Raw genomic sequence first — 23,492 nt, 5'->3', positions numbered from 1 at the left:
CACCTTTCGATGAGGCCTTCGTTCGCCATGCGGCAGCCGCAGCCGACCTGGGTGGAACGCTGGTGGTGAGCACCCAGGGTGGTTCTACCTCGGTCAGTCGGATCGGCAGTGCCCGCCTGGCGGCGTCGATCCTGACCGGTCTCTCTTGATCGGTGATCTCGGCCCCGACCAGCCGTTCTCGTTGGACTACAAACACTCCGTGGACGCCCGTCGGTGATCTACCTCAGCACGAGGGCGGACTGGAGGGCAGCCCGTAGCTCACCATCGTGCTTGGCTAGCTGGTCGTGCAGCTTCAGCCACACATGCTTCGGCGTTCCGAACTGGCAGCTGACGATCGGGTCGTAGACGGGCGTGAGTTTCGGCCGCTTGCGAGCCAGTAGCTTGCCGGCGATCACCCAGCCGACACCGGTCTTCTCGTTGCGGTTGTTCAGCAGCTGCCCTGCCTGATCGGCGTGCCCACCGGCGACGATCAGCTCGCCTGCGTCGCGGGTACCCAGCTCGGCATCGGTGGGGATCTCTCGCAAGCACGCGGTGACGTCCCTGCTGAGCTGACCGTCAAGCAACTCTTTGCCGACGGCGAACGGAACTTGGACGTTGAGCGCCTCCACCGCATAGAGATCGTCCGCAGCAATCCTGTCGCGTGTCTCGACGCGATCGCCACCGCCTGTGAAGGTCTCGAATCACTGCCCGGTGTACGCCCCCGGCGTGAAGTGAGCCCCGAGATGGCCCACCCCTTCACGACGAACAATGTCGATCAACCTCTTAGGCATCGGCTGATGCTACCGGCGTGGGTAGGAGCTGGTCCTGCCCGAGTTCAGCACTCGAACCAGGCCTGCATGCATTGCTAGTCGGGTGCCTGTTCGGAACCGATGTACCACGCGTCGGAGGCAGCGTCGATCGTCTCGTCGATCCAGGGCTGCACGATGGCCGCTATCTCTGCCGTCACGGGCCACTCGTACATGATCCAGCCCTCTTCGGTCATCTTGACATGAGCCCGGAGCGGCGGAACAACGTCTTGTGGCAGGACCCATGACCGTTCGAGGATGCTGTCCGCGTTGAACCTCCCGACCACGTTCACGGCGTGCATCGCAAGACCATAGCTGGGGCTGCGTCCCAGACCCCCGGCCCTGCTCCCAGATGTCGCCGCGGATTCCTCGCTGGGCACCACAAGTGCTACTACTCCCCGGCCGGGGCCCTAGGCCGTTGGCTGGTAAGTGCTCCACCTGGTCCCCGCCCAGAGGGCTGGACGGTCTACGACTGCCCGACGAGGAGCTTCGCCTCAACGGCCAAGAAACCGCACGATGGCGCCGCGAAGCTGTCGGGCCGGGTCGCGAGGCCTTAGGTCAGGGTCAGAGAACGGAGGGCCGGCAACGAGTTCAGTCAAAACTGACGCCAGTTGCTTCCGATCCGCTCGTAGGTCCGCCCACGCCGAGTCGGGTAGCCGCAGCACGTTGGCCAGCAGGTCGCCCGGGTAGTAGTCGCCCTCTGCCAAGGGGTCGCGGAGCAGGACGTGTACCGCGAGAGGGAGCAGAGCCGGCACAGCCATTTCCTGCCCGAGCATGATGCGCACGTCTTCGACGGTGAACTCAGCCAACGGCTTGCGTCGCAGCTCCGTGCAGCGCGTCACGAGAAATGAGGCGTCCGGACCGGGATCCGGCCAACGGCCCGCTCAAGCTGCTCGATTGTCGTCATGGCCGTCAGGGTAGCTAGCACGGCAATCCTTGGTCGCCTGCTAGTTCGGCGGGCCACCGAGGGGTCAGTAGCTGTGCGGCCGATCGGTCACGAGCGGGGATGAGATGACACCCGCAGAAGCCTCGCGAGCAGGCGGTGGACGTACCGCAGGGTTCAGGAAGGTACGAATGAACGGGAACAGGTGCGGCGTGCCGACGAGACTGCTGGCTGTCCGGTGAGTGAAACTCTGCCCCGGTATGAGCAACCTGGCCGAGGACGCCCCGGTCCGGCTCGTTCGGCCATCCGTGGGAGCCGTCGCTGTGCATCTTTCGGCGAGCCGAATCGGAGCAGTGGGGTGAGCGGCGGACCGCTGCCGGACCCGCCGCTGCCCCGGCCCGGTTGCGGCCAAATCGCGGTGACAATCGCCATCGCCGCTGAATATCGTGCCCCAGATGACGCATCGGATCGGAGGGGGTGGTCGGTGAGGCGACGGTCGCCGCAGGAGAAGAAGGCGCTCAGCTACGCGCGGGACTGCCGGTACAACTACGGCGAGAGCAACAAGGGCTCGCGCCGCAGCATCCGGCGTAACAAGCGGTTCCCGCACCGGGCCAACCGGCACCACGACCATCTGACGCTCGCCGCCCTTACCGGTGCACCTGATCCACTGATGGACGAGGCCGTCGAGGTCCGCCTGCGTGGCCGGCGTCCGAAGGCCTGGCGCAAGTGGCCAGACCTCCCACTCGGGGTGGTCATCGCCTCCCGGCGTGAGCCGTGATCGGCGACGAACGGCCGTCGGCCGCCGCGCTGACCCGTCGACTGCGTCTGCACCGACGGCAGTGGCGTCATGACGGGCGGACCTACCAGGTCATCAGCCTGCGCCCGAGCGATCCCACCCGCTATGCCGCCCGCACCGAACGGCACTGGACCATCGTCTCCTCGGACCTCGCCGGGGCGCGGCTGCTCGGCCGGCTGCTGTGGGGCCTGTCCTATCAGCGCCGACCGGACACCCTGCTGGTGCTGGAACCCGGCCGGATCGTGCCCGACCCCGACCACGGCCGCCCCAGCCCAACTCTCGTATTCGCCGTGGCAGGCCGCACTGTACTGCCCGCGGCCACCGGGCGCCGGCTCCGCCGAACACAGCTGTGGCGCAGCCGTCCCACCGGTACCGTCACCTGGAACACCAGCAGCTTCCACAGATCCTTAGCCGTCCTGCACGCCGTACGGGACGCCCGGCGAAACGGTGCGCCCCAGGCACACACCTACGAACCCAGCCCCCGACCGGCCGACGTCACCGTCTCACCCGACTTGGTGACCGCTCTCGCCACGCCGGCCCGGCTACGCGAATGGGCAACCTCAGCCGGCGACGCCGGCGGCTACTGGTACAGCGACGAGTCCTGCACCGAGCTGGATTGGAACGCAACCCTCGACGTGCACGCGGTGCGGCACTTCTACCGCCGTTCCGCCGCCGCCCACCGCGCCCGCGCCGAGGTCCTCGCCGCACCAGACTGCCCGACCGAACCCGAACTCATCGACCAGCAGGTTCGCGCGCACGTGGACGTCGTCGCCGCCCGTCGACCCGGGCCGTGGGACTTCCGGCCCCCCGACCGACGCGGCTGACCGCAGCCTGTCGAGGTGTCCCAATGGGCTGTCTCGGGCCGCACCCACATGCATGCCGATTCCGTCAGCAGGGTCTGAACGCCGATCGTCAACCAGCAGATGATTGGGAGCGGGGTGGGAGCAACGGGGTGCGCTGAACAGCATCGAACTGCATGGAATGGGCACCCAACTGCGCTCAACGGCACCCGCGCCCACCTGCGGCTCCGTGTTTTCGCAGGCCAGAGTGGGTACAGCGTCCCGCTTCACACGGAGTGCTCCACGATTTTGGGCAGTAGTCGATAGCACTCTATGTCTCCTGGTAGGGGAGTATGCACAGGTCACGTCGGTAAGGGGCTGCTGGATCGGCTGGCCTTTCAAGTGGGAGCAGATCGGGTGCAGGTTGGCGAAGTGGTCACCGCGCCCGAAGTGGTCACCGACTCTGGCCGGAGCCGAGGGCTCTGGCCTGCGGCGATGTGGGCCAGTGGCCTGGCGTGACCTCCCAGAGAACACCGAAGTGGTCAGGGTTCGCTGCTCCCTGTCTGGATGGTGCCGGCTGTGGTCTCCGGCCCCGCTGACGCCATCCACGAGGGCGGTGTTCCATCGTTTTACGGCTCTGGGTGCCGTCGTGGTGGCGGCGGTATGGATCCCGGGAAATGGGACTCGAATCCTACCGCCAACCTTCTGAGCAGGGCTTCCTGCTCGGTGACCTCTTCGGCGAGCCCGAAGGCGTCGACCTTCAAAGGTTAGATCATCGCCCCGGGATGCTCGCTCATGCCGATGTGCGGTAGTTCAATCCTGGAGGCTTCGGTGCGCTTGTACGTAGGCTCCCATTCGTGATCATGCCGCCCTCTGACTTCGCCGCCGCTGGGACCGCCCTGGTGAAAGCCGCTCGTTTTGCCCTACGCGTAGGCGGCGACGGCAACATCCACACCGTCGCGGCCGCCGTCCTAGACGAGAACGACCGTGTCCACGTCGGCCTGAACCTGTACCACTTCACCGGTGGACCCTGCGCCGAACTGGTGGCTCTCGCGGTGGCCCGTGCCGCCGGCGCCCGAGCACCTCGGTTGATCGTTGCGGTCGGCGATGCCGGCCGGGGCGTCCTGGCCCCGTGCGGACGCGACCGGCAGGTGCTCGCCGACTACTACCCGGGTATCCACGTCATCGTCCCCACCAGCGAGGGCACCCAGATTGAGCCGATCGCCGGCCTGCTGCCGCACACCTTCCAATGGGAGGACCAGCAAGTACAGCGTCTGCGGTTTCGAGCCGCGCACCTTCCCGCCGTCCGCGACGGAAGCAAAAGGGTAACGATGCGCTTCAAAGATCCCGTACAGGTGGGACCGGCACTGCTGGTGTTCCAATCCGACGACGAGGCATGCCTGTCCGGACGCATCACCTCCACCGTCGCCAAGCCCATCGACAGCATCACCGACGACGAGGCCCGAGAAGACGGCTTCATCAGCGCCGCCGACATCCTGCCCGGCTTACGTGACTACTACCCGGACCTACAAGCGGGCGACGAGATCGTGATCGTTCGCTTCGAGCTGGACGAGTGAAGGGGTCCTGCACGATATTCGCTCATGCCGCGGACCGAGCGTCACGGTACGTGACCGAGGAGGGGCAAGCCCGACGGCGGTTGTGCCGATGCTGGTGTCGGTGGCGAGGGTGTGGACTGATGGGTTTGCGATTATCGCGGGTGATCGCCGCGTTGGTTGTTCAGGCGGGCTACGGTCCTGGGGAATCGGTTCTCGTGGCCGTACAGCGTGGGGCCGGGCCGGTGGTGGTCGTGGCCCAGGGGGCGGTGGCAGGGGGTGGGCCGTTGACTGCCGCCACCCGGGTCTACACGGCGTCGCTGTCGAAGCAGTTCACCGCCGCCTGTGCGGCGCTGCTCGTGCGGCAGGGGCGGCTCGACATCGAAACACCGTTGGCGCGGTGGTTGCCGGAACTGCCGTCCTGGGCTTCGGCCATCCGGCTCCGGCACCTCGTCCATCACATCGCGGGACTACCGGCCGACGAGCACATCGACGCCACGCTTGGTGACGATGAGGACCGCACCACCGCGGCCGTGATCACCGCGCTGCGCCGCGTTTCGTCGCCGCACCGGCCTCCCGGAACCGCGTTCGCGTACTCCAACGCAGGCTACGTCTGTCTGGGCCTGGCCATCCAACGCGCCGCCGGCCAGCCGCTTGCCGACCTCGCCAGGCATCACCTGTTCGACCCGCTCGGCATGCACGACACACTGTTCTGGCCCGGCCCGGAACCCATGCCACCGGCGAGTACCCCACTGGCCTGCCCGCACCCCGCGCCGCTGTCGCTCGGCGACGGCGGCGTCTGGTCCACCGCCAACGACCTGCTGCGGTGGGGCCAGGCAATGAACACCGACGTCTTGGGCATCTCGACGTCACTGCACACTCCCGGACGTCTCGACGACGGTCGACCGCTCGACTACGCCTGGGGTATCGGAGTACGCCGCCACGCGGGCCACCCCACCTACCGCCACGGTGGAGGCTGGCCCGGGCTACGCCTGCTCCTCGCCCGGGTGCCCAACCTCGACATCGGCCTCGTCATCATCGCCCCGACCGACGACACCGAACGTCGCGTACCGCTCGCCGACGCGCTACTGACGGAACTGACCAGCCCTTCACCAGGTTTCGACACGGCCAGCCTGAAGCCGCAATCGTGACCGACGACGTCTCAGACAAATTGACCTGTTCTCGACTGCGCCTGTACCAAGGTCAGCTGCACGGATCTGCCGCGGCGCGCGCAGACGTGCTGCAAGTCGTACCCGGTCCGCCTTTGGCTGCCCCTCGACGGCGTCGGCATGCCGGGCTGTACCGCTGACGAGATGGTGCGCGACGATCAACCGATGCAGCGTTTTGACAGCGTCGGTTGTGACCTGGTGGTGGGCACCGCCGTCCGGGCGACGATCATCTGTCATGAGCGTTGGGGGGTCATGGCCGAGGTCCTCGGGCATGAAACGGTGGGCGCGTCGGTCGACGCCGGCGTCATCGACAGTCCGTCGGGCGCACCTCGCGCGCTGCCCGAGGAGTACCCGCCAGTCGGTGAGCAGGTCGACGCGGTCGTCCAGGAGATCAGCCGGTACCACCCGCCCGTCTGGATACGCCTCACGATGCGGGCCGCGGACCTACATGAGTTCAGCTGGCCGTGCGGATGCTGTGGTCAGCTGACGATCCTGAGCCCTGGCGGCGACGGCGTCACCGTCGATGTGCGCAGCAGTGAGGGACCGGGATGTGCGTCGTTCGCCGCGCACCGGTCCTGTCTGGCCGGCCGACTCAACCCAGACTTCAAAGGCGACCGTGCACGGGTCAACGCCGTGGGACGTGACCAACCGACGCCCTCAGCGATCGGAAACGAATCGTCCTGATAGCGGCAGCCACCGCCGGATGAACCCCCACAGACGCACGAGATCACGGTTCGGGCGAGCCGTCGGCCTGGCGGGCTGTTCAGGGCAATGGACGGATCACCATCTACCCGCCGCCCCAGGACCGGCGTCTGCCCCATCCGAGACAGCTGAGCTGGGCGGACACCGATTCCCCGGATCGGATGGAGTGGCGCGACTGGCTGGACGATGTGGCGGAGCGGTTCGATCGGTTCCTGCCGCTTGCCGCCGACGACCTGAACGGATGGGAGCACGCGGTTGCTCACCTGGTGACAGCGGTCGGTGACCGTACGCAGTACGAGTCCGGGTGGTACGGCTGCTGTATGACCGTGCTCGGCTGGTTTCTCGACGCGGCCGGCATCGAGTCCACCCGCCGGGAGAAACTGCTCGAACACGCGGTCGGCGGCCGCTTCGACAGTTGGGTGGAGCCGCCGAGAGCGGTCGTGAAGTCGGTAGCCGAGGACTTGGCCCGGCGGATGGCCGTTGACCAGGCCTGATCACTTGGCGGTATGGCGGCGGATGCGGGAAAGCGTTGGCTGGCGGGATGTCGTCCCGCACCCGAAGGCCCTCGGTGCCGACGATTCGTGACGGCTTCGTCGGGCCTGGCCCGCAACGGCTGAGCCGGATGTTGACCGCGTACGACGACGTGCGGCTCGAAGCCGCCGCCGACCTCACCTCGAACCTACTGGCCCGCTGGAACCGGATCATCCGTGGTGTCCCGGTCGCGGCGTTCCGCCGGGCACGACGCACGCGAAGAACGGCCGGGAACGGTACGGGCTGCACGCCGACACCGAGCACCAGTTGGCGTCGGTCGTGTCGGTGAGCGAACGCTCCCGTCAGCGTCGTGGTGCGGCTTCGATGTGCGTCGGACGGTGAGGCTCAAACCTTGTCTTCGTACGCGCTGCCGGGCCGTAGCGCCCGTATGAAGGATGCGAAGTTCGGTGCCAGTACGGTGATTCGGTAGTCGCGCTCCTGGTCGACGTGGACGACTCGCGGTTCACCGTGATCGTTGTTCTGGTAGTCGAAGGCGATCATGTCGTGTCCGGCGGAGGGGCAGGTGGCGAAGTAGACGCCGATCGGCGGGTAGCCCCACTCCTGGATCCAGAAGCGGCTGCCGGCTTCGCCTGCCAGTGAGTAGGGCTTCTTCCGTCCGATTCCCATGATGCCGTCCACGGCGACGTGAGTGTCGGCCCACGTGGTCGGGCTCGGTGCCGGGCAGCACGTGTGGTGGGGTATCCCGCCGTTATGCGACCGCATCAGCGTCACGTACGACGCGGGCAGCCGGTAACCCAGATCCGCCTCAACTGAGTCGATCAACGCGGGCGACGGCGGCACATCGACGTAGGCGCTGAGCGCATACTCGTTGTCGTCCCAGAAGGTGTCCGGGTCAAGATCCGGAAAGGACCGCTGAACAGGCCCGTCGAACATGGCCCTCCCTGGGAGTTGGTCCGGCACGTACTCGGCCGGGTCATCGACGTGATCACCGGTGTCACCTGATCTGCCAGTTGTCATGTTCAGGGCATTCGTGCCTGGGCCATCCGCTTCTGGCCGCAGATCGATCGAGGTGGAGAAGAAACTCAGGAACCTCCTGGCCATCCGGGTACCGAAGCGTCACGGCGTTCCGGACGGTCTCGTACGCGTGCTCCCAGGACTCGACATCCTCATCGATGCCATCGAGCAGCCGCAGTTCCTCGGCGAAGAGAAGCGTCTCTGTTGACCTGCCCGGCTTCGACACGGTCGCACCTCCGGCCAGCAAATGCACGCTTCTGCCGCCACGCGGGCGCTCCCCTGGGCCAGTGGGGCCGATATGCTCGGGCATGTGATCGAACTGGGTAGCCGAATGCGGTCCCAGCCGGCGCCTCCCCGAGTTGTCTGGGCATCGCTGATCCGGCCTCGCGATCCCACGGCTCGGCAATGGTTGGACCTGCTTGATGACGAGGTCGACCCACAAATCCTGGATAGCCTCGAACCGAGTCTCGTGGTCTGGTCGTCTCTTTGGCCGCACAGGCTCGACGGACGGATCCGGTTCGATATCGAGCAAGACGGATATGAAAGTCGGCTGCGCTGGACGCTGCTGACGCCGGGACCGGAGCCGACGGCCAGCAAGATCGGGCACATGCGGTTCCGGCTCAACGTCCTCATCAACGCACGGCTGCGTCGATCGTACGGTCAATAGCGAAGCAGCCGTGCCGGTTCACTCATCTGCCGCAGGTCGTGCGCGCTGAGTCGAAACCGGTCACGTTGCGTCAAAACGGCCTCGGTGTGACTCCCTTGCGGACACGTCGATGACGATGCGGCTGATCATGCTGTACGCCCCTGTTGTGGAACCAGGAGGCAGCGAGTTGGCCTGCGGGTGGAGCGAAACTACGGCTCGATGACGACGTTAACGAGCGGCTCGTCCATTGCGTACCGCCGGACCTGGTTGACCAGTAGTCGGCGGGCTCGGGGCGCCAACGCGGCGGTCAGGCCGCCGACGTGTGGGCTGATCAGGACGTTCGGCGCGGACCACAGCGGGTGATCGGCGGGCAGTGGCTCGGGCTCGGTGACGTCCAGGGCAGCGTGCAGCCGGCCTCCGTTGAGTTCGGCGAGCAATGCTTCGGTGTCCACTACCCGTCCCCGTGACACGTTGACCAGCAGTGCACCGTTGGCCATCCGCGCGAGGAAATCCTTGTTCACCAGGCCCTCCGTCTCCGGAGTCAGCGGCGTGGCCAGGATGACGACATCCGCTCGTGGCAACAGCTCCGAGAGGTCCGAAACCGGCCGCACGCCGGGGCGGGCGCTCCGGGCCACCCGGCTGATTTCCACCTCGAACCCCGCCAGCCGGCGTTCGATCGCTGCGCCGATCGAGCCGTACCCGACGATCAGCACCCGGGTATCGGCCAGGCCGGGCGACCAGCCCGAAGCCCAGCGACCGTCGCCTGCCGCCCGGACGAAGTCCGGCACCCGGCGCCGGGCAGCCAGGGCAAGCGCCACGGCCATCTCGGCGGTGGCCGCGTCGTGCACGCCGCGGCCGTTGGCCAGGATCAGGCCGGGCCGCAGGAACGGAAGGACATGGTCGTAGCCGGCGGTCACGGTCTGCACCACTCTGAGCCGGGGCATCCTGGCGATCAGCTCGCAGAAGCGCGGATCGATAATCCCGTACGGAACCGCATAGAACTCAACATCATCCAGGCTTTCGGGCACGGGCTGAGTGCCGTCGTACAACGCGACGTCCAGATCGCCGAGCTCGGCCACGGCGTCAGGGTGAGAGATCAGAAAGCGCACGGCGAACATCCTGCCTGTTGGGTCTGACGGGTACTGGGCCGCCACCAGGCACCACGGCGGACGCTGCGGAGCGCTCGAATCTTGACGTGCGGCGGCATCCCGGTGTGAGCGCCGGTTGAGACCACGAGTAGCCCATGGCAGGCTCATGCCGCGTGATCGATGATTTCGCGAAAGCCAACCTGCACGGGAGACTGCGGCGGGACCGCAAGGCGTTGCTCTGGAAGCTCGACGGCTTGTCCGAGTACGACGTACGTCGACCTTTGACAGCGACCGGTACCAACCTCGTCGGCCTGGTCAAGCACGTGGCCACCGTCGAGGCCCGGTACTTCGGCGAGGTCTTCGATCGCCCTTCCCCGGAATCGCTGCCCCGGTGGCAGGACTCCAACGGCAGCGATCTGTGGGCGACTGAGGACGAGACCTGCGATCAGATCATCGGATTCTACCGGCGTACGTGGGAACACTCGGACGCGACGATCAACGAGCTTCCCCTCGACGCCCCCGGCCACGTGCCGTGGTGGCCGGAGCCTTATGCCGACACGAACCTGTTCGCCGTCATGGTTCATGTCCTCGGCGAGTCCATCCGGCATGCCGGGCACGCCGACATCCTGCGTGAGGGCCTCGACGGCCGGACCGGTTTGCGCGCCGAACACGAGCAGCCAATCGACGAGGAAGCCCGTGCAGCGTACTGCGCGAAGATCGAGCAGGCCGCCAGGTCGGCCGCACCAATCAAGGCTTAAGTTGAGACATGGCCCGCGCCGTTCGCAACGGCGAAGCGCCCGGGGCCCGTACGAGGCTCGGCGCCTGGTTCAGTAGTACGAGGACGCCCGCACTCATCTGCCGCCGACCGCGTGCCACGGACGGTGACTGCTCCCGAGGCCACCCACCGTCCGGACGTAGCCGAGATGGCGGAGGCGTTCGTATGGTGAGTTACCGCCGGGCTGCGGCGAGTTCGGCGGCGTCGGCGAAGGCGGGTGCCGCTCTTTCGGATTCGTCTTGCGTGAGCGTGACGGCCTGGGCGCGGGCCAGCATCTCGGCCGCAGTCTTTGGATCGTGCAGCATGAGGGTGGCGCAGGTCCGTCGCGCGTCGTGGACGGTGATCGGCGTGACTCTCGCCTTGTCGCAGCGGGTCTGCCAGGAGCGTTGGAAGTTGCGCGGTTCGATGGGTGTGCCGTAGCGGGTGGTGAAGACGAGGTCGTTCTCGTGCCACGCCTTGCCGGCGACTGCTTGATCAGCGTTGCCGCTGGTGGTGGGACGGCGGCACTAAGTTCCGCTTCAACGTCTGACGTTCTCCTGGCGGGCGCTTCCGTGTGAGGGAACGGTGGCGGCGGTCAGGAAGAACGTGACGGCGTAGGTGAACCGGTTTGCGTTGACGGCCTCGTCAAATTGGTCTTCGAAAGCATGAGCTTCGGTGGGGTCGAGTGCGCCGCGTTGAGCCGCTGTGGCAGCCCAGCTGCGGAGGCCGAAAACGTTGTCGACGGCGGTCGGGTTCCGAACCAGTAGTGTTCGGGGCTCGACGGTGACGTCGACCAGGCCGTGTGTGGCGAGAAGGCCGGCATGTTGATGTGCCAAGGTGCCGTTGCGCAGGAGGACATCGGCCCGGAACCTCAGCACGCGCCGGGCAAGATTTTGGTCGGTGATGTCGAGTACCTGGGTGTCGTAGTCAGGGTCTGCGAGAACGATGCGACCACTTGGCCGCACGACCCTGACAAGTTCCTTGATCGCGGCGGGGGGATCCGCGACGTGTTGCAGGGTGCGATCCGCCCATGCCCCGTCGAAGGAGTTGTCGACAAACGGCAGTCGATGGGCATCGCCGACGGCGCATTGGGTGAGGCCGCGGGCTTGCATGGCAGCAGTCATGGTCAGCGAGCGATCCACCGTTGCCACGCTGACATCGTGTTCATTTCTCAGGCGGGCTGCGCTTGCCCCTGTTCCGGCCCCGACCTCGACGTACCGACGGCCGGGTGTCGGATGGAGCAACTCGCGGACCCGCTCTTGGTATGCCTGGTAGAAGGGCTCTGTGGTGAGGCGGTCGAGTACGCCGACCCACGAGTTCGGGTCTGACTGACTGTCGACGTCGGCGAACCCATGCATGATCGACAGCCTATTGCGGCGACGCTGCCACTGACAGCAACGTTGACAGCAACCGTGCTGGACGCCAGCGAACCAGCGAAGGTGGAGATGGATGCTTCGCCGAGCTGACGGCTCTTTCCGGACAGGGACGGACGACGCGCCCAGAACCTACAAGCGAGGGCTCATCGATGGGCGAGGTGTCGGAGTACCGTCGACGAGGTGGCGGCCGGGTGAGTTCGCCTGGCCTGTTCAACTTGGAGCGGCGCTATGGCCTCGTCCGTCGATCCGCGCTTCGGCGTAGCTCTGCGTGAGTTTCGGGAGCGGCGTGGTCTGTCGCTTCGATCCCTGGGGCAGCTCGCTCATCGGAGTAAGAGTCATCTGCACGAGTTGGAAACAGGGCTGAAGGCTCCGACAGCGGACACGGCGCGCCACCTGGACCAGATTCTGGACGCGGGAGGCGTGCTTGCTGGCCTGGTGGATGCGCCGGTCGACCACGCCGCCGAGGCCGGCGAGCTGCTTGCGAGAGTCGCCGCCAGTGACGTGAGCAGAGACGTGCTCGACCGGATCGAGCAGGGCGTTGACGACCTTGCCAGTTCCTATCCGACGATGGCTCCGGCGGACCTTCTACCGTTGGTACGGCGGCACCTCGCCTATGTGGGGCGGCTGCTGGATGGACGGGTCACTCTTGCTCAGCGGCGTCGGTTGTTGATTGCCGGTGGCTGGCTGGCGGTGCTGCGGGCAACCGTCCACATCGACCTGCGGCAGCGGACTGCTGCGACTGCTCACTTGCGAGCCGCTCGTGATCTTGCCGCACATGCCGAGCACGCCGAGATCCAGGCATGGTGTCTCGAAACCCGGGCCTGGGACGTGTTGACTCAAGGTGACTACCGGACCGCACTCGATCTTTCCGATCAAGCTCAGCGGGTCGCCCCGAAGGGTAGCTCTGCCCGCATTCAGGCGACGGCTCAGGAGGCTCGTGCCTGGGCGCGGATCGGGGATGTCGGTGCGACCCGGCGCGCGTTGGACCGGGTTGAGCGGCTGACGGCGAATCTTTCTGTTCCCGAGCGGGCCGAGCACCACTATCGCTACGACCCGGCGAAGGCAGCCGCGTATACGGCCACGACTCTGGCATGGGCGGGTGACCCTGGTGCCGAGCAGGTAGCGCGGGCGGTGTTGACGGATCTGGATCCGCACGGTGATGGGGGAGCGCGGCCCCGCCGGTCCGCGTCGGCTCGCCTCGACCTTGGTCTTGCCCTGGTCGCTGCCGGTCAGCCGGATGAGGCGGTGGCACTGGGGGCGCAGGCGGTGGCGTCCGGGCGGGTGGTGCCGTCGAACTGGTGGCGGGCTGCGGAGTTGCTGGCGAAGGTGGAGCAGTCGGGGGCACCGGAGGCCGCGACACTGCGTGATCTGTGCATCGAGTACGCCCCGGGACGCCGACCACCAGCGGACGGCACACCTGGTTAGCGGACAGTCACCTTCTGGATCGACAACACGCACGGCGTGAGGCTTGACCTCTACATCGGGTGCGGATCGAGGCACATCAGCAGATTGCCCTCCGTGTCCTCAGGAGGGAGGGCCGGACAGATGGCGGTGGCTATTGGACTCCTGCGGCGAGTAGTTAGCCGGTACTTCCCGTCGCCACCGGCGGTATCGGGGTTCGGCCAGCGCCTCCAGACGATGGAGCAGGACGCCGCCCGGCGGCGGCTGTTGGACCAGGCGCGAGGCGTACGACGGCACATGTCGGCGGGCTGGGATGCGTCGATGTCGCGGGAGCGGCGCGTCTCGTACGACGAATACCTCTCCGCTACCGCGTTGACGTTTGCCCGACGGCATCGGCCCGAGTGGTCGTGGCAACTGTGGCGGCGTGTCTGCCGGTGCGGAGCCGACCTGCCGTGCCGTGCTCGGCACCGTATCCCGATCAACCGAGGCCACTGGCCGCAGGAGGGCGAGCAGTGACCGGCGGCCCGGAGCGAGTCATCCTCGCCGTGCACGTCCGAGGGCTCGACGGCAGGTGCGTCGGCTGCCGCGCGTGGTGGTCACGGCTGTCCCCGTACCCCTGCTGGCAGGTGGACTGGGCGACCAGTCGGCAGGCCCGCGCGAGCGTCGCCCGGTTCCTGGGCGGTGTGCGGTGACCACCCACGGCCCGGTATTGCCGATCTGGAGCTGCGGCGGATGCGACCTGCCGTGGCCCTGCCCCACGCGCCGGCGGGAGCTGCGGGCGGAGTACGCCGACGCGCCAGTGTCGCTGGCGCTCTACCTCGGTGGCTATCTCGTACAGGCCGCCGAGGACATGCCGTGGGCACCGGCCGGTGCACTGCACCGCCGCTTCATCGGCTGGACCCGACAGCCGCCGGAAGTACAGAAGCGAAGTACAGCAACCGTGCCGACCGGACCCGACCGGAACGGGCGTCACCAGGCCGGGTGACCTCGCATCGAGCCCGTTCCGGCCGCTCTGCCGGGAGTTCACACGAAGAGGTCACTGGTTCGGTCCCAGTATCGCCGACCATCGACAACTGTCTCTTGCCATGCGCTCTACACCGGTGTAGGAAAAGTAGTGCGCTGGTGTGAATGGACTGTCGCGGCTGTCGGGAAGGTTTCGGTGGCCGATCTCAATGGTGAGGCGCGTGCCTTCGATGCGGGAGGCCTTGACGCTCTGAGAGGAGCAGCAACGCGATGTCACACAGCAGTGGCCCCCGAGTGACCAGCCTTGTCGCAGCCGCGGCTTTGGTGGTGTCAGTCATCGCGGCCGCCCCGGCGGCTGTCGCGACCGACACGTGGCATTCGAACGACGACGTCTATCACTACTTCAAGGTGCCGCAGTCGCAGGCCAGCAGCATCGTCGGCGGAGTGCCGGCAACGCTCGAACTGGAGGCGAACATCGGCCCGAGCGGCACCTGGTCGGCGCTCGCGCTCGACCCGAGCGGCTCGGACTACACCGCGAACGTCGGTCCGCTCGAGCCCGGGCTGTACTACTACCAGTACACGGCGACCATGCAGGACAGGTCGAAGGTGTCCTTCCGCCAGCCTGGCAGCCCGGTGGCGGTGACGTCGAAGCCAAACTGGAACACCTTCTTCGTGCCGGGTGAGTCGGTCGCGTGGATGGACGACATCGCTGCGGGCGGGACGGTGGAGGAACTGTCCTACACGAGCGCAGCGGCGGCGGAGGGCCGCACCGCCTTGGTGTGGACGCCGCCCGGCTACGACTCCGCCCGGGCCGAGGCGTACCCGGTCCTGTACCTGCTGAGCAGCGAGGGTCAGACCGCTCGTGAGTGGCTGGAACTTGGCCGGGCGAAGCAGATCCTCGACAACCTGGTCGCCGGCGGGGACGCCAAGCCGATGGTGGTCGTAATGGCTGACGCCAGGTCCGCCGACCCCCGCGCCGAGTTGCTCAACGCCATCGTCCCCGCAGCAAGGGCCGACTACAACATCTCGTCTCGGCCCGAGGGTCAGGCGCTGGCCGGTGTCGACACGGGTGCCGAGCAGGCGATCAGCATCCTCCGCAGCGATCCCGGCGCATTCGCCTACGTCGGCTCCTTCTCCGGCTCTGTCGACGGCCCGATCACCAAGGCGCAGGCCAAGTCGATCAACAAGGGCACCAAACTGCTCCGGGTATACGTCGGCAACACGCTCGATCCGTCCTACAACGACAACTACGACCTGCTGGTGGACCTGAAGAAGTCCGGAGTGAAGTTCGAGTTCGACGGCGTCAATCCCGACGACGGCGCCACCTGGGACGCGTGGCGGGAGAACCTGCGAGACTTCGCCGCTCGGCTCTTCGGACAGAAGGTCGTCCGCCACGGCGCCAGCAAGGGACACCGCGCGCTGACCCGGCCGTACGAGCCCCCAGCGGCCGGGTCGATCACGACCCCGCACATCGACCCGCACGGCATCGTCACGTTCGAGACCGGCACTCAGTGGGCTGGCGCCAAGGACGTCACGATCTGGGGCAACTGGGCTCCGAATGGCCAATGGTTCCGGATCCCGATGAACAAGCAGCCCGACGGCCGCTGGCGAATGACGATTGGACCGCTCGACGGCTACCACTACTACCGGTACGTGGTCGACGGCGTCGACATGAAGGACCCGGCCGACACCGTCAACACCCACGTGATGGAGTCGCAGCTTTTCGTGCCGGGCAAGTCCGATGCGATGCTGGCCGATGTCCCCGAGGGCAGGGGCGGCACGGTCTCGCTGATGACCTACGACGGAGACCAGGGCGCAGAGCGCTACGCGTACGTCTGGACGCCGCCAGGCTACGATGCTGACCGCGAAGCTGCCTACCCCGTGCTGTACCTGTACCACGGCGGGGGCCAGAACTACGGCAGCTGGCTCGAAACCGGGCGTGCCAAGCAGATTCTCGACAACAGCTACCTCAACGGGACAATGGTGCCGATGGTTGTGGTCATGCCCGACCAGAACGGCGTCGACTTCTGGACCGACCTCAGCCGGCACGTCATGCCGACCGCGGCGGAAAAGTACAACATCTCGACTGATCCGGATGAGCAGGCGCTCGCCGGTCTGTCGTGGGGAGGCATGAACACCCTCGGCACCTGGCTCGGCCACCCGGGCGAGTTCGCCTACGTCGGTGTCTTCTCGGGGTTCCTGTTCTCCTACCCCAGCGGCGTCGACGTCCAGGCGCTCAACGAAGGCACCAAGCTGGCACGGCTGTACTCCGGTGACGTCGACTTCACGTACACGTTCACCCAGAACACGATGCAGTGGCTGACCTCCCAGGGCATCGAATACGAGTACGCCGGCACCTGGGTCGGACCGCATGGCTTCGACATCTGGATGGCGAATCTGATCGACTTCGTGCCGCGGATTTTCGCGCCCGAGTACCGGTTCGGCGGGGTGCGGCCACCGCTGGCCGGCGACGGCTCCGACATCGTCAAAGCCGGACACCCCGTGCCGGTCAAGTTCACCTTGACCGACGCAGACGGCGAGACGGTCACCGACGCGCGGCCGCGCCTCTACCTCGTGAAGAAGACCGACGGCGTGGCCGGCAACCGCGTTCCGGCCACACCTGTCCAGAAGAGGGCCGACAACACCGCACGCTACAGCGCCGCAAGAAATCAGTACATCTTCCACTGGGACACCACCGGGCTCGCCCCGGGTGCCTACGAGTTGCAGATCGACCCGGTCCGCGGCTCCGTTCACGCCATCGCCCTGACCATCAACTGACCTCGCGTCAGGCGGCCGGCGCGCCCGGATCGGGCGGGCCGGCCGCTGCGTCCCGGGTTTGTGAATGGTGCGGTCTTATACGCTGGCCGACGAATCGACGACCGGCGGGGAGGGGCTGTGGCACGCAAGACCAACAGGTCGGCGACGATGCGCGACGTCGCCCGACTCGCCGGGGTGTCGATCAAGACGGTGTCCAACATCCTCAACGGCTATCAGTACGTGCGTCCGGAAACCCGCGAGCGGGTCGACGACGCGATCCGTGAGCTGGGCTACCACGTGAATGTGTCGGCGCGGAACCTGAGCCGAGGCCGGACCGGGGCGATCGCTTTGGTGCTGCCGTCGCTGCGCGTTGTGTACTTCGCCGAACTTGCGGACGCCGTCATGCGAGAGGCATCCAGGCGAGGCCTGACCGTCTTCATCGAGCAGACCAACGCCGAGCGCGACCGCGAGTTGCGGGTACTGGACGGCAGCTACCGGTCACGCTTCGACGGCGTGCTCTACTCCCCGCTCGCGCTGGGCCAGAAAGACCTCCCGCTGTTCGACGTCGACTTCCCCCTCGTGCTCCTGGGCGAGCGGGTGTTCGACGGCGGCCTCGACCACGTCACGATGAGCAACGTCGAGGGAGCACGTGCGGCGACCGAGCACGTGCTGGGCCGGGGTGCGACCACGGTAGTTCCCCTGGGAGTTAAGGACGACCCATCGCCGAGCAGCGGAACGCTGCGGTTCCAGGGCTTCCGGGACGCCCTCCAGTCACGAGGGTTCGACGTCGACCCACGTGCGATCATCGGTGTACCCGACTATTTCCACTCCACCGGCGCCACGACGATCGCTCGCATCCTTGACAGCGGCGTCAAGCCCGACGCGGTTGTGGCGTTCGCCGACACACTCGCGCTGGGTGCGCTCGCCGCCTTTCAGGACCGCGGCGTACGGGTTCCCGAGGACATCCTGCTGATCGGCTTCGACAACATCGACGAAGCGAACTACTCCCGACCTCCGCTGAGCACCATCGACCCCGGACGCGACGTGATCGCACACCAGGCAGTCGCCCTGTTGGAAGAGCGGATCCAGCTCCAGTTCGACGGTGTGCCGCGAGAGGAACAGCCGGTGCCCCGGAGGATAGTCGTCGACTTCGAACTGATCCAGAGGCAGTCGACGCTGCGCTGAGGCCGACCTGGGGAAACGTGAGTCCCTGGTTGGCAGTGCGCGAACCACCTCGGCCGGATGTGCAGTGGGCTGGGGAAACGCGTTCTTGCAACCACCTTCCCCCTGGCCGGCATCGCTTTCGATCGCTGGCTGCCAGCACCGTGGGATCTCTTCCTCCCACTGGCCCTCGCCCTGACCATCGGCAGTCTGGCAGGGACTGCCGTCACCTACCTGTCACGTCGCAATCGGAGCGGAACCTGAGCCAGGTTGACCGATCGCAGAGTGCGCGGGCGACGTTGCCGAGCGCAGTCCGAGTTGGGCAACGGCAGAAGCGGAGTTGCCGGGATCGGCTGGTGGTTGCTGTGCTGGGTGGGTCAGAGCCGTAGTCGGGTGGCTCGGCTGAGGGTGTCGGTGGGGTCTTCGCCGTCGGTGAGGTCCAGGTCGTCGGCGACTCGGCCGTCGGTGAGTCGGATGAGTCGGTCGCTGCGGGCGGCGATGCGTTGGTCGTGGGTGGCGAGGATGATGGTCATCTGGTGTTCGTCTCTGAGGCGTAGCAGTAGGTCGAGGATCTGGTTCCCGGTGGTGGAGTCCAGGTTGCCGGTGGGTTCGTCGGCGAGTAGGAGGCGGGGTTTGGCCATCAGGGCTCGGGCGATCGCTACTCGTTGTTGCTGGCCGCCGGAGAGTTGGGCGGGGAGGGCGCGTTCCCGGCCGGTGAGTCCGACTTCGGCGAGTAGTTCGCGGGCCCGGGTCGAGTGGTCGTTGCGGGTGCGGTAGGGCAGTACCGGCGCGATCACGTTGTCGAGCACAGTCAGCGCGGGTAGCAGGTGGAACCGTTGGAAGACGAATCCCACTTGTCGCCGGTAGGCCGCGAGGGCGGCTCGCCGTAGTGTGGTGATCTCCAGATCGTCGATCCGGATGGTGCCAGCGTCGGCCTGCTCGATCGCGCCGATCAGGTGCAGCAGGGTGGACTTTCCGGAGCCGCTGGGTCCGGTCAGGGCCACCATCGACCCGGCGGCGATCTCCAGTGTCACGTTGTCGACGGCTTTGAGTGGTGCTGTTCCGGTCCGGAAGTGTTTGACGAGGCCGGTGATATGAATGGCGGCGCCGCTGGCGGTGTGCATCGGTTACTCCTCGGCCAGTAGTTGGGCGGTCGGTAGCCGCCGTAGGAGGTGCGCGGGGATGAGCGCGGCGAGACAGGTGACCGCCGTGCCGACCACCGCCACTAAGACGGTGACAAGTAGGAGGTTCTGCGGAAGTTCGCCGACCAGCCAGGTGGTGCCGGCCAGGCCGAGTGCGGCGCCGGCGGCGGCACCGAGGAGTCCCAGGAGTAGTCCCTCGTAGGTGATCAGACGGCTGAGTAGGGTGTCGGTCCAGCCGATGGCCCGCAGGGTGGCCAGTTCGCGGGCGCGGTCTCGGATGTTGAGGTAGAGCACGTCGGCGACGGCTGCGGCACCGAGCAGTACGGTGGCCGCTGCTGCCGCGGCGTCGGGTCCGCGAATGCTCAGTGAGATGGTGTCGCCGAGCAGGCTGCCGACGATCGCGCCGTGGAATGCGTACGCGGCGGCGGACACCAGGGTCAGCGCGGCGACCCCGATGGCGAGGGCGCTCGCCGCGAGCAGGGTGCGGCCGGGGGTGCGGACGAGGTTGACCAGGGCCAGGCCGAGCAAGGTGCGTGGCCGTCGTATCCAGCGGGCGGTCGTGACCGGCGGCCCGAGTGCGGCGGCGGGGTGGGCGCGGCTGGCCCGCAGCGCGGGTGGCAGGCCAGCCGCGAGTGCGAGTAGCAGCGCCACCGGTAGGGCGAGAAGGGCCCGTTGCCATCCGATGCCGATGCCGAGGGCTGCGGAGATGGGCAGCGCGAGCGCGAGGGAGAGCAGTCCGGCGGCCAGCCCGAGTACGGCCACCTCTCCGAGGATCAGTTGGGTGATCCGCCGTGCCGGCCATCCGAGGCAGGCGAGCACGGCCAGTTCGGACCGTCGGTCCCGTACCGCAGCGGACACGGCGTTGCCGAGGAACAGCGTGCAGACCACCAGGACCAGCAGGAAGAGCAGCAAGCTCTTACGGTCGACCGCCTGCACGATGGTCGAGGCGACGCCGAGCGCGGACCAGTTCTCGGTCAACCGAAGGTGCGGTCGGCCGAACGAGCCAGCGGGCACCTCGACGGTCTGCGGATCGGGTGACGAACCCAGCGTGATGTCGACGTCCAGGCCGGTGTCCCGGGCGATCTGCTCGGCGATCAGCCGGACCCGTTCGGCCGACCGTTCGCTGTAACCGTCGACGTCGGCGACCCGGACCCGGATCGCACTGATCGGCGTCGACCGCTGAGGGCTGCTACCACCATCCAGCAGCTGCGGCACGCTGGCCAGGTTGGTCAGCAGTAGCGGCGGGGCCGAGAGGTATCCGGCCGGGTTGCCGCTAGGGAGCAACGGCTGATGACCGAGTGCCTCGCGGCTGCTCTCATCGGCGCCCTCGGCCAGCGGCGGTTCATATGTCTCCAGCGGTACCCGAGACAGATCGCTGAAGCCCGCCAGCTTCCCCGGGTCGAATACACCCACCGCCTGCCACTGTCGGACCGGCCCGGAACCGTGAGACAACGACAGGCTGGTCAGAGGCCGGTAGGCGACGTCGTCGGAGAGCCAGGGCAGAGGTACGTAGTTGTACTCCTGCTTGCCGCCGTAGGCGTCCAGGTTCGGTGCGAACGTGCGCGGCCGGAGCGTGCCGTCGGGAAGCTGGTCGTACTCCGTCTGCCCGGGCTGCACCACCACCTGGAGCTGGCCGAAGCAGCACGTCTCGCCCAATCCTTCGGCCAACTGGGCGCGGTGGCCCGCGGCGAGGTCCTGTTCGCTGCTGCCGGCGGCGACAGCCGGAACCTCACTCAGCATCCGCTTCATCTGCTCGGGCGACATCCCGGTCACCCGCGACGGCGAGGCGAGCCGGTGGTAGCTGGCGCGGATCGCACCATCGACGTACGGGTGGCTGGTGGCGAGCACCGGGAACAGCCGAGCCGAGCCGTTCGAGGTCATGCTGACGGTGTCGTCGGCATTCAACGGCCGCCCGTCCACGAGCGCGCCGGTAAGCCCGACCAACTTGTCCTCGGCCTCCGGATCCACGGCGGCGAGCAGATACGGCACGGTGAGCGGTAGGGAGATCACCAGCCGGTCGCTGGACCGGTGCGGGACCCAGGCGGAGCCGGACTCGAAGCGGCCATCGGGCAGCAGCCGGGCCGCGTCGACCGACCAGGCCTGACGCTCGCTGATGGTGGCGAACTCCCCGTCCGGGTACCAGGACGGGTCGCACACCGGTTCGGTGCGACCTGTTGCCAGCACCTCCAGTGGCACCGGGCCACAGCGCTCGGCGTTGTACGAGCGGCCGTCGGAGTAGGGCAGCGCAGTGAAGTCAAACGTGTCCCCGAGCACCGGGAAGATCAACGGCCGTTTGGTGACGTACACGTACCGGGGTTGCGCTGCGGCGGCGGACAGGCCCCGGTCCGCGACGTAGGTCGGATCAACCCGGATCACCTGCCGGTCAAGACTGCGGTCGACCGCGTCGGTCAGGTCGAACCGGGTCTGCACCACCGAGGTCGTGTGGCCGAGCATCGCGATCGGAGCCGCGACCTCCACCCCCGCCAGCGCTTTCACCCGGTCGTACTGCTCCGTCGTGATACCGCCGAACAAGCCGGAGAGGTAGTTGGGACGGACCAGGCGACGTTCCGCCTCCAACAGGGTCCGAGCGCCCTCCGGGCGGACCAGGATGTCGTACGCCGCCCGGGTGTTCTGCTCCACCGTGCCGATCACCTGCAGGCGGGACGCGGTGGTCGTGCCGGTGAGTACAACGAACCCGGTAGTGGCCACCAGTACGCCGAGCAGCAGTGCCACCGACCGCCCGGCACGACCACGAAGCTGCTGCCAGATGACGTTGAGCAAGACGCCTCCCCCTGTGCTGGCACCCACTGTGGGGGATACATTGTGACAATGCAAGGGTGGAAGGGGAGACATGGCAATCCAGCACGCGGTCCTGGCCCTGCTCGCCAGCGGACCCAGCTACGGCTACGAACTCAAGACATCGTTCGAGAGCGCGGTCGGCCCGCAGTGGGGTCCGCTGAACATCGGCCACCTGTACCAGATCCTCGACCGCCTCTCCCGAGACGGACTGGTGGTCGCCGAACGCCAGGTGCAGCCGGTCAAACCCGACCGCGTGGTCTACGAGATCACCAAGGACGGGCACGCGGAACTGGAACGCTGGCTAGCCGAGCCGAGCCCCCGTGCCGGAGGCTTCCGCGACGACTTCTTCCTCAAGATCATCGCCGCCGCCCGGTCGGGCTCACCCGAGGCCGTACGCACCGTACTGGCCAACCAGCGCGGCCACCTGCTGCGTGAACTGCGCAACCTCGGAAGCCTGCAAACCGAAGCCGCCGACATGGTGGTCGGACTGCTGCTCTCAGCCGCGACCCGGCACGTCGAAGCCGACCTCGCCTTCATTGAGGACGTCGAGGCAGCACTACTCACCGATGGCGGTGCATCCCTAGCCAAGCTCGCCGAGTCGCACAAGGAGGAAACCAAGACACCGGCCAACCCTCCGACCCCACGACGGCGCGCGGGCTGACCACAGGAACCCGCACGGCACAGCGATGGGCGTCCGCCGTCCTGATCGGCCGAAGTCCGACAGGTGCTCGCTCATCGGCCATGAGTGCGCAGCTTTGTGTTCTTCCGGAGGGCTGGGCACCTGCGCGCACTGTGATCTCGTCTGCAGGACAGCCACCTGACGTTCTCGGCCAGATGTGCGGTGGGCTGGGGAAACGCGTTCTCGCGGTGCGGGTCCGCGTATCGGTCCCGTTCAAAGTCGGTGCGGCGGCCGTCTGCCTGCGACTCGGCCAGCTTTGATCTCGCTGCTCTGGCTTCCGTCACGACGGACCCGAGTCCGGACGCGACCGGAATGTCTGGTCTCGCCCCGTCCGGCCTTAGCGTTACTCTCGACCGAGGCCGGCAACCGGAGCAGCGTCGGCCGCGCTGGCGGCCCGCACCCGCGCTTTGCCAGCGGCAGCTGTGCGCGGCCGATCAGCCAAGGCAACGGCGTTGCCCAGCCGCCGCGAACGCGGCGGGTCATATACACGCGATCGCCGGGGCAGTGTGTGGTGTCCTACTGCGACTCCTCCCGCTGGGACTGTCGTTGCCCG

21 protein-coding genes and 1 pseudogene are annotated in these 23,492 nt (G+C 67.3%); 14 read left to right on the top strand and 8 right to left on the bottom strand.

Going from position 1 to position 23,492, the window contains the following annotated elements; genetic code table 11:
• Positions 1-218 precede the first annotated feature (218 nt).
• The 3 genes and pseudogenes from AB0I71_RS09865 to AB0I71_RS09855 all read right to left on the bottom strand — a co-directional run.
• Positions 219-668: pseudogene (locus AB0I71_RS09865) on the bottom strand (DUF6308 family protein); the annotation flags it as partial.
• Positions 669-844: 176 nt separating this feature from the next.
• Positions 845-1,087 carry a hypothetical protein gene (locus tag AB0I71_RS09860; RefSeq protein WP_357582845.1) on the bottom strand — a complete coding sequence of 81 codons (243 nt, stop codon included), beginning with the start codon at positions 1,085-1,087 and terminating at the stop codon, positions 845-847.
• Positions 1,088-1,279: 192 nt separating this feature from the next.
• Positions 1,280-1,627: a contact-dependent growth inhibition system immunity protein gene (locus tag AB0I71_RS09855; RefSeq protein ID WP_357582844.1), complete on the bottom strand. Its 348-nt coding sequence runs from the start codon at positions 1,625-1,627 to the stop codon at positions 1,280-1,282.
• Between the two features lie 525 nt (positions 1,628-2,152).
• Here AB0I71_RS09855 and AB0I71_RS09850 point away from each other — a divergent pair.
• The 6 genes from AB0I71_RS09850 to AB0I71_RS09825 all read left to right on the top strand — a co-directional run bounded on the left by AB0I71_RS09850 (position 2,153) and on the right by AB0I71_RS09825 (position 7,161).
• Positions 2,153-2,446, top strand: a complete 294-nt coding sequence (locus tag AB0I71_RS09850) for a hypothetical protein (RefSeq protein ID WP_357582843.1) — start codon at positions 2,153-2,155, stop codon at positions 2,444-2,446.
• Positions 2,443-3,288, top strand: coding sequence for a hypothetical protein (locus AB0I71_RS09845; protein WP_357582842.1), 846 nt, complete (start codon positions 2,443-2,445; stop codon positions 3,286-3,288). Before AB0I71_RS09850 ends, AB0I71_RS09845 begins: the two co-directional genes overlap by 4 nt.
• 818 nt (positions 3,289-4,106) lie before the next feature.
• Positions 4,107-4,820 carry an ASCH domain-containing protein gene (locus AB0I71_RS09840; protein WP_357582919.1) on the top strand — a complete coding sequence of 238 codons (714 nt, stop codon included), beginning with the start codon at positions 4,107-4,109 and terminating at the stop codon, positions 4,818-4,820.
• Positions 4,821-5,014: 194 nt separating this feature from the next.
• Positions 5,015-5,947, top strand: coding sequence for a serine hydrolase domain-containing protein (locus AB0I71_RS09835; RefSeq protein ID WP_357582841.1), 933 nt, complete (start codon positions 5,015-5,017; stop codon positions 5,945-5,947).
• Between the two features lie 162 nt (positions 5,948-6,109).
• Positions 6,110-6,649 carry a hypothetical protein gene (locus tag AB0I71_RS09830; protein WP_357582840.1) on the top strand — a complete coding sequence of 180 codons (540 nt, stop codon included), beginning with the start codon at positions 6,110-6,112 and terminating at the stop codon, positions 6,647-6,649.
• A gap of 179 nt (positions 6,650-6,828) precedes the next feature.
• A complete protein-coding gene (locus tag AB0I71_RS09825) occupies positions 6,829-7,161 on the top strand; it encodes a hypothetical protein (protein ID WP_357582839.1) in 333 nt (110 codons plus the stop codon).
• 382 nt (positions 7,162-7,543) lie between these two features.
• Here AB0I71_RS09825 and AB0I71_RS09820 read toward each other — a convergent pair whose 3' ends face one another.
• Positions 7,544-8,260 (bottom strand): SMI1/KNR4 family protein, encoded by a 717-nt coding sequence (locus AB0I71_RS09820; RefSeq protein ID WP_357582838.1) that lies wholly within the window; start codon positions 8,258-8,260, stop codon positions 7,544-7,546.
• Positions 8,261-8,483: 223 nt separating this feature from the next.
• Here AB0I71_RS09820 and AB0I71_RS09815 point away from each other — a divergent pair, with 223 nt between their 5' ends.
• Positions 8,484-8,840: a hypothetical protein gene (locus AB0I71_RS09815; protein WP_357582837.1), complete on the top strand. Its 357-nt coding sequence runs from the start codon at positions 8,484-8,486 to the stop codon at positions 8,838-8,840.
• A gap of 188 nt (positions 8,841-9,028) precedes the next feature.
• Here AB0I71_RS09815 and AB0I71_RS09810 read toward each other — a convergent pair whose 3' ends face one another.
• The gene (locus AB0I71_RS09810; RefSeq protein WP_357582836.1) at positions 9,029-9,898 is read right to left on the bottom strand and encodes a 2-hydroxyacid dehydrogenase; all 870 of its coding nucleotides are present in this window, start codon (positions 9,896-9,898) and stop codon (positions 9,029-9,031) included.
• Between the two features lie 182 nt (positions 9,899-10,080).
• On the opposite strand from AB0I71_RS09810, the gene AB0I71_RS09805 reads away from it, so the two are divergent.
• Positions 10,081-10,665, top strand: a complete 585-nt coding sequence (locus AB0I71_RS09805; protein WP_357582835.1) for a DinB family protein — start codon at positions 10,081-10,083, stop codon at positions 10,663-10,665.
• A 535-nt stretch (positions 10,666-11,200) separates the two neighbouring features.
• Here AB0I71_RS09805 and AB0I71_RS09800 read toward each other — a convergent pair.
• On the bottom strand, positions 11,201-12,019 hold the full coding sequence (locus tag AB0I71_RS09800; protein WP_357582834.1) for a methyltransferase domain-containing protein: 819 nt from the start codon (positions 12,017-12,019) through the stop codon (positions 11,201-11,203).
• A gap of 246 nt (positions 12,020-12,265) precedes the next feature.
• Here AB0I71_RS09800 and AB0I71_RS09795 point away from each other — a divergent pair, with 246 nt between their 5' ends.
• The 5 genes from AB0I71_RS09795 (at position 12,266) to AB0I71_RS09775 (ending at position 18,343) form a co-directional block, all read left to right on the top strand.
• Positions 12,266-13,462: a helix-turn-helix transcriptional regulator gene (locus AB0I71_RS09795; protein WP_357582833.1), complete on the top strand. Its 1,197-nt coding sequence runs from the start codon at positions 12,266-12,268 to the stop codon at positions 13,460-13,462.
• Positions 13,463-13,791: 329 nt separating this feature from the next.
• Complete coding sequence (locus tag AB0I71_RS09790; protein ID WP_357582917.1) at positions 13,792-14,130, top strand: hypothetical protein; 339 nt, start codon at positions 13,792-13,794, stop codon at positions 14,128-14,130.
• Positions 14,127-14,423: a hypothetical protein gene (locus AB0I71_RS09785; protein ID WP_357582832.1), complete on the top strand. Its 297-nt coding sequence runs from the start codon at positions 14,127-14,129 to the stop codon at positions 14,421-14,423. Before AB0I71_RS09790 ends, AB0I71_RS09785 begins: the two co-directional genes overlap by 4 nt.
• 305 nt (positions 14,424-14,728) lie before the next feature.
• Positions 14,729-17,179, top strand: a complete 2,451-nt coding sequence (locus AB0I71_RS09780; RefSeq protein ID WP_357582831.1) for an alpha/beta hydrolase-fold protein — start codon at positions 14,729-14,731, stop codon at positions 17,177-17,179.
• A 147-nt stretch (positions 17,180-17,326) separates the two neighbouring features.
• Positions 17,327-18,343 (top strand): LacI family DNA-binding transcriptional regulator, encoded by a 1,017-nt coding sequence (locus AB0I71_RS09775; protein ID WP_357582830.1) that lies wholly within the window; start codon positions 17,327-17,329, stop codon positions 18,341-18,343.
• Between the two features lie 353 nt (positions 18,344-18,696).
• On the opposite strand, the gene AB0I71_RS09770 is transcribed toward AB0I71_RS09775, so the two are convergent.
• Together AB0I71_RS09770 and AB0I71_RS09765 are read right to left on the bottom strand one after the other, a co-directional pair.
• Complete coding sequence (locus AB0I71_RS09770; protein WP_357582829.1) at positions 18,697-19,443, bottom strand: ABC transporter ATP-binding protein; 747 nt, start codon at positions 19,441-19,443, stop codon at positions 18,697-18,699.
• Between the two features lie 3 nt (positions 19,444-19,446).
• Positions 19,447-22,242 (bottom strand): FtsX-like permease family protein, encoded by a 2,796-nt coding sequence (locus AB0I71_RS09765; RefSeq protein ID WP_357582828.1) that lies wholly within the window; start codon positions 22,240-22,242, stop codon positions 19,447-19,449.
• A gap of 70 nt (positions 22,243-22,312) precedes the next feature.
• Here AB0I71_RS09765 and AB0I71_RS09760 point away from each other — a divergent pair, with 70 nt between their 5' ends.
• Positions 22,313-22,921: a PadR family transcriptional regulator gene (locus tag AB0I71_RS09760; RefSeq protein ID WP_357582827.1), complete on the top strand. Its 609-nt coding sequence runs from the start codon at positions 22,313-22,315 to the stop codon at positions 22,919-22,921.
• The last annotated feature ends 571 nt before the right edge of the window (positions 22,922-23,492 follow it).

Source organism: Micromonospora sp. NPDC049891 (genome assembly GCF_040660295.1).
Classification (GTDB): domain Bacteria; phylum Actinomycetota; class Actinomycetes; order Mycobacteriales; family Micromonosporaceae; genus Micromonospora.
The sequence above is the reverse complement of the archived record's forward strand: the minus strand, read 5'-3'. Positions and strand labels throughout refer to the sequence as shown.

Bases quoted from the DNA above. Each gene is read 5' to 3' on its own strand.
- AB0I71_RS09825 (WP_357582839.1), top strand. From the start codon at position 6,829: ATGGAGTGGCGCGACTGGCTGGACGATGTGGCGGAGCGGTTCGATCGG.
- AB0I71_RS09830 (WP_357582840.1), top strand. From the start codon at position 6,110: ATGGTGCGCGACGATCAACCGATGCAGCGTTTTGACAGCGTCGGTTGT.
- AB0I71_RS09775 (WP_357582830.1), top strand. From the start codon at position 17,327: ATGCGCGACGTCGCCCGACTCGCCGGGGTGTCGATCAAGACGGTGTCC.
- AB0I71_RS09795 (WP_357582833.1), top strand. From the start codon at position 12,266: ATGGCCTCGTCCGTCGATCCGCGCTTCGGCGTAGCTCTGCGTGAGTTT.
- AB0I71_RS09860 (WP_357582845.1), bottom strand. From the start codon at position 1,087: ATGCACGCCGTGAACGTGGTCGGGAGGTTCAACGCGGACAGCATCCTC.
- AB0I71_RS09800 (WP_357582834.1), bottom strand. From the start codon at position 12,019: ATGCATGGGTTCGCCGACGTCGACAGTCAGTCAGACCCGAACTCGTGG.
- AB0I71_RS09770 (WP_357582829.1), bottom strand. From the start codon at position 19,443: ATGCACACCGCCAGCGGCGCCGCCATTCATATCACCGGCCTCGTCAAA.
- AB0I71_RS09820 (WP_357582838.1), bottom strand. From the start codon at position 8,260: ATGGCCAGGAGGTTCCTGAGTTTCTTCTCCACCTCGATCGATCTGCGG.
- AB0I71_RS09840 (WP_357582919.1), top strand. From the start codon at position 4,107: ATGCCGCCCTCTGACTTCGCCGCCGCTGGGACCGCCCTGGTGAAAGCC.
- AB0I71_RS09760 (WP_357582827.1), top strand. From the start codon at position 22,313: ATGGCAATCCAGCACGCGGTCCTGGCCCTGCTCGCCAGCGGACCCAGC.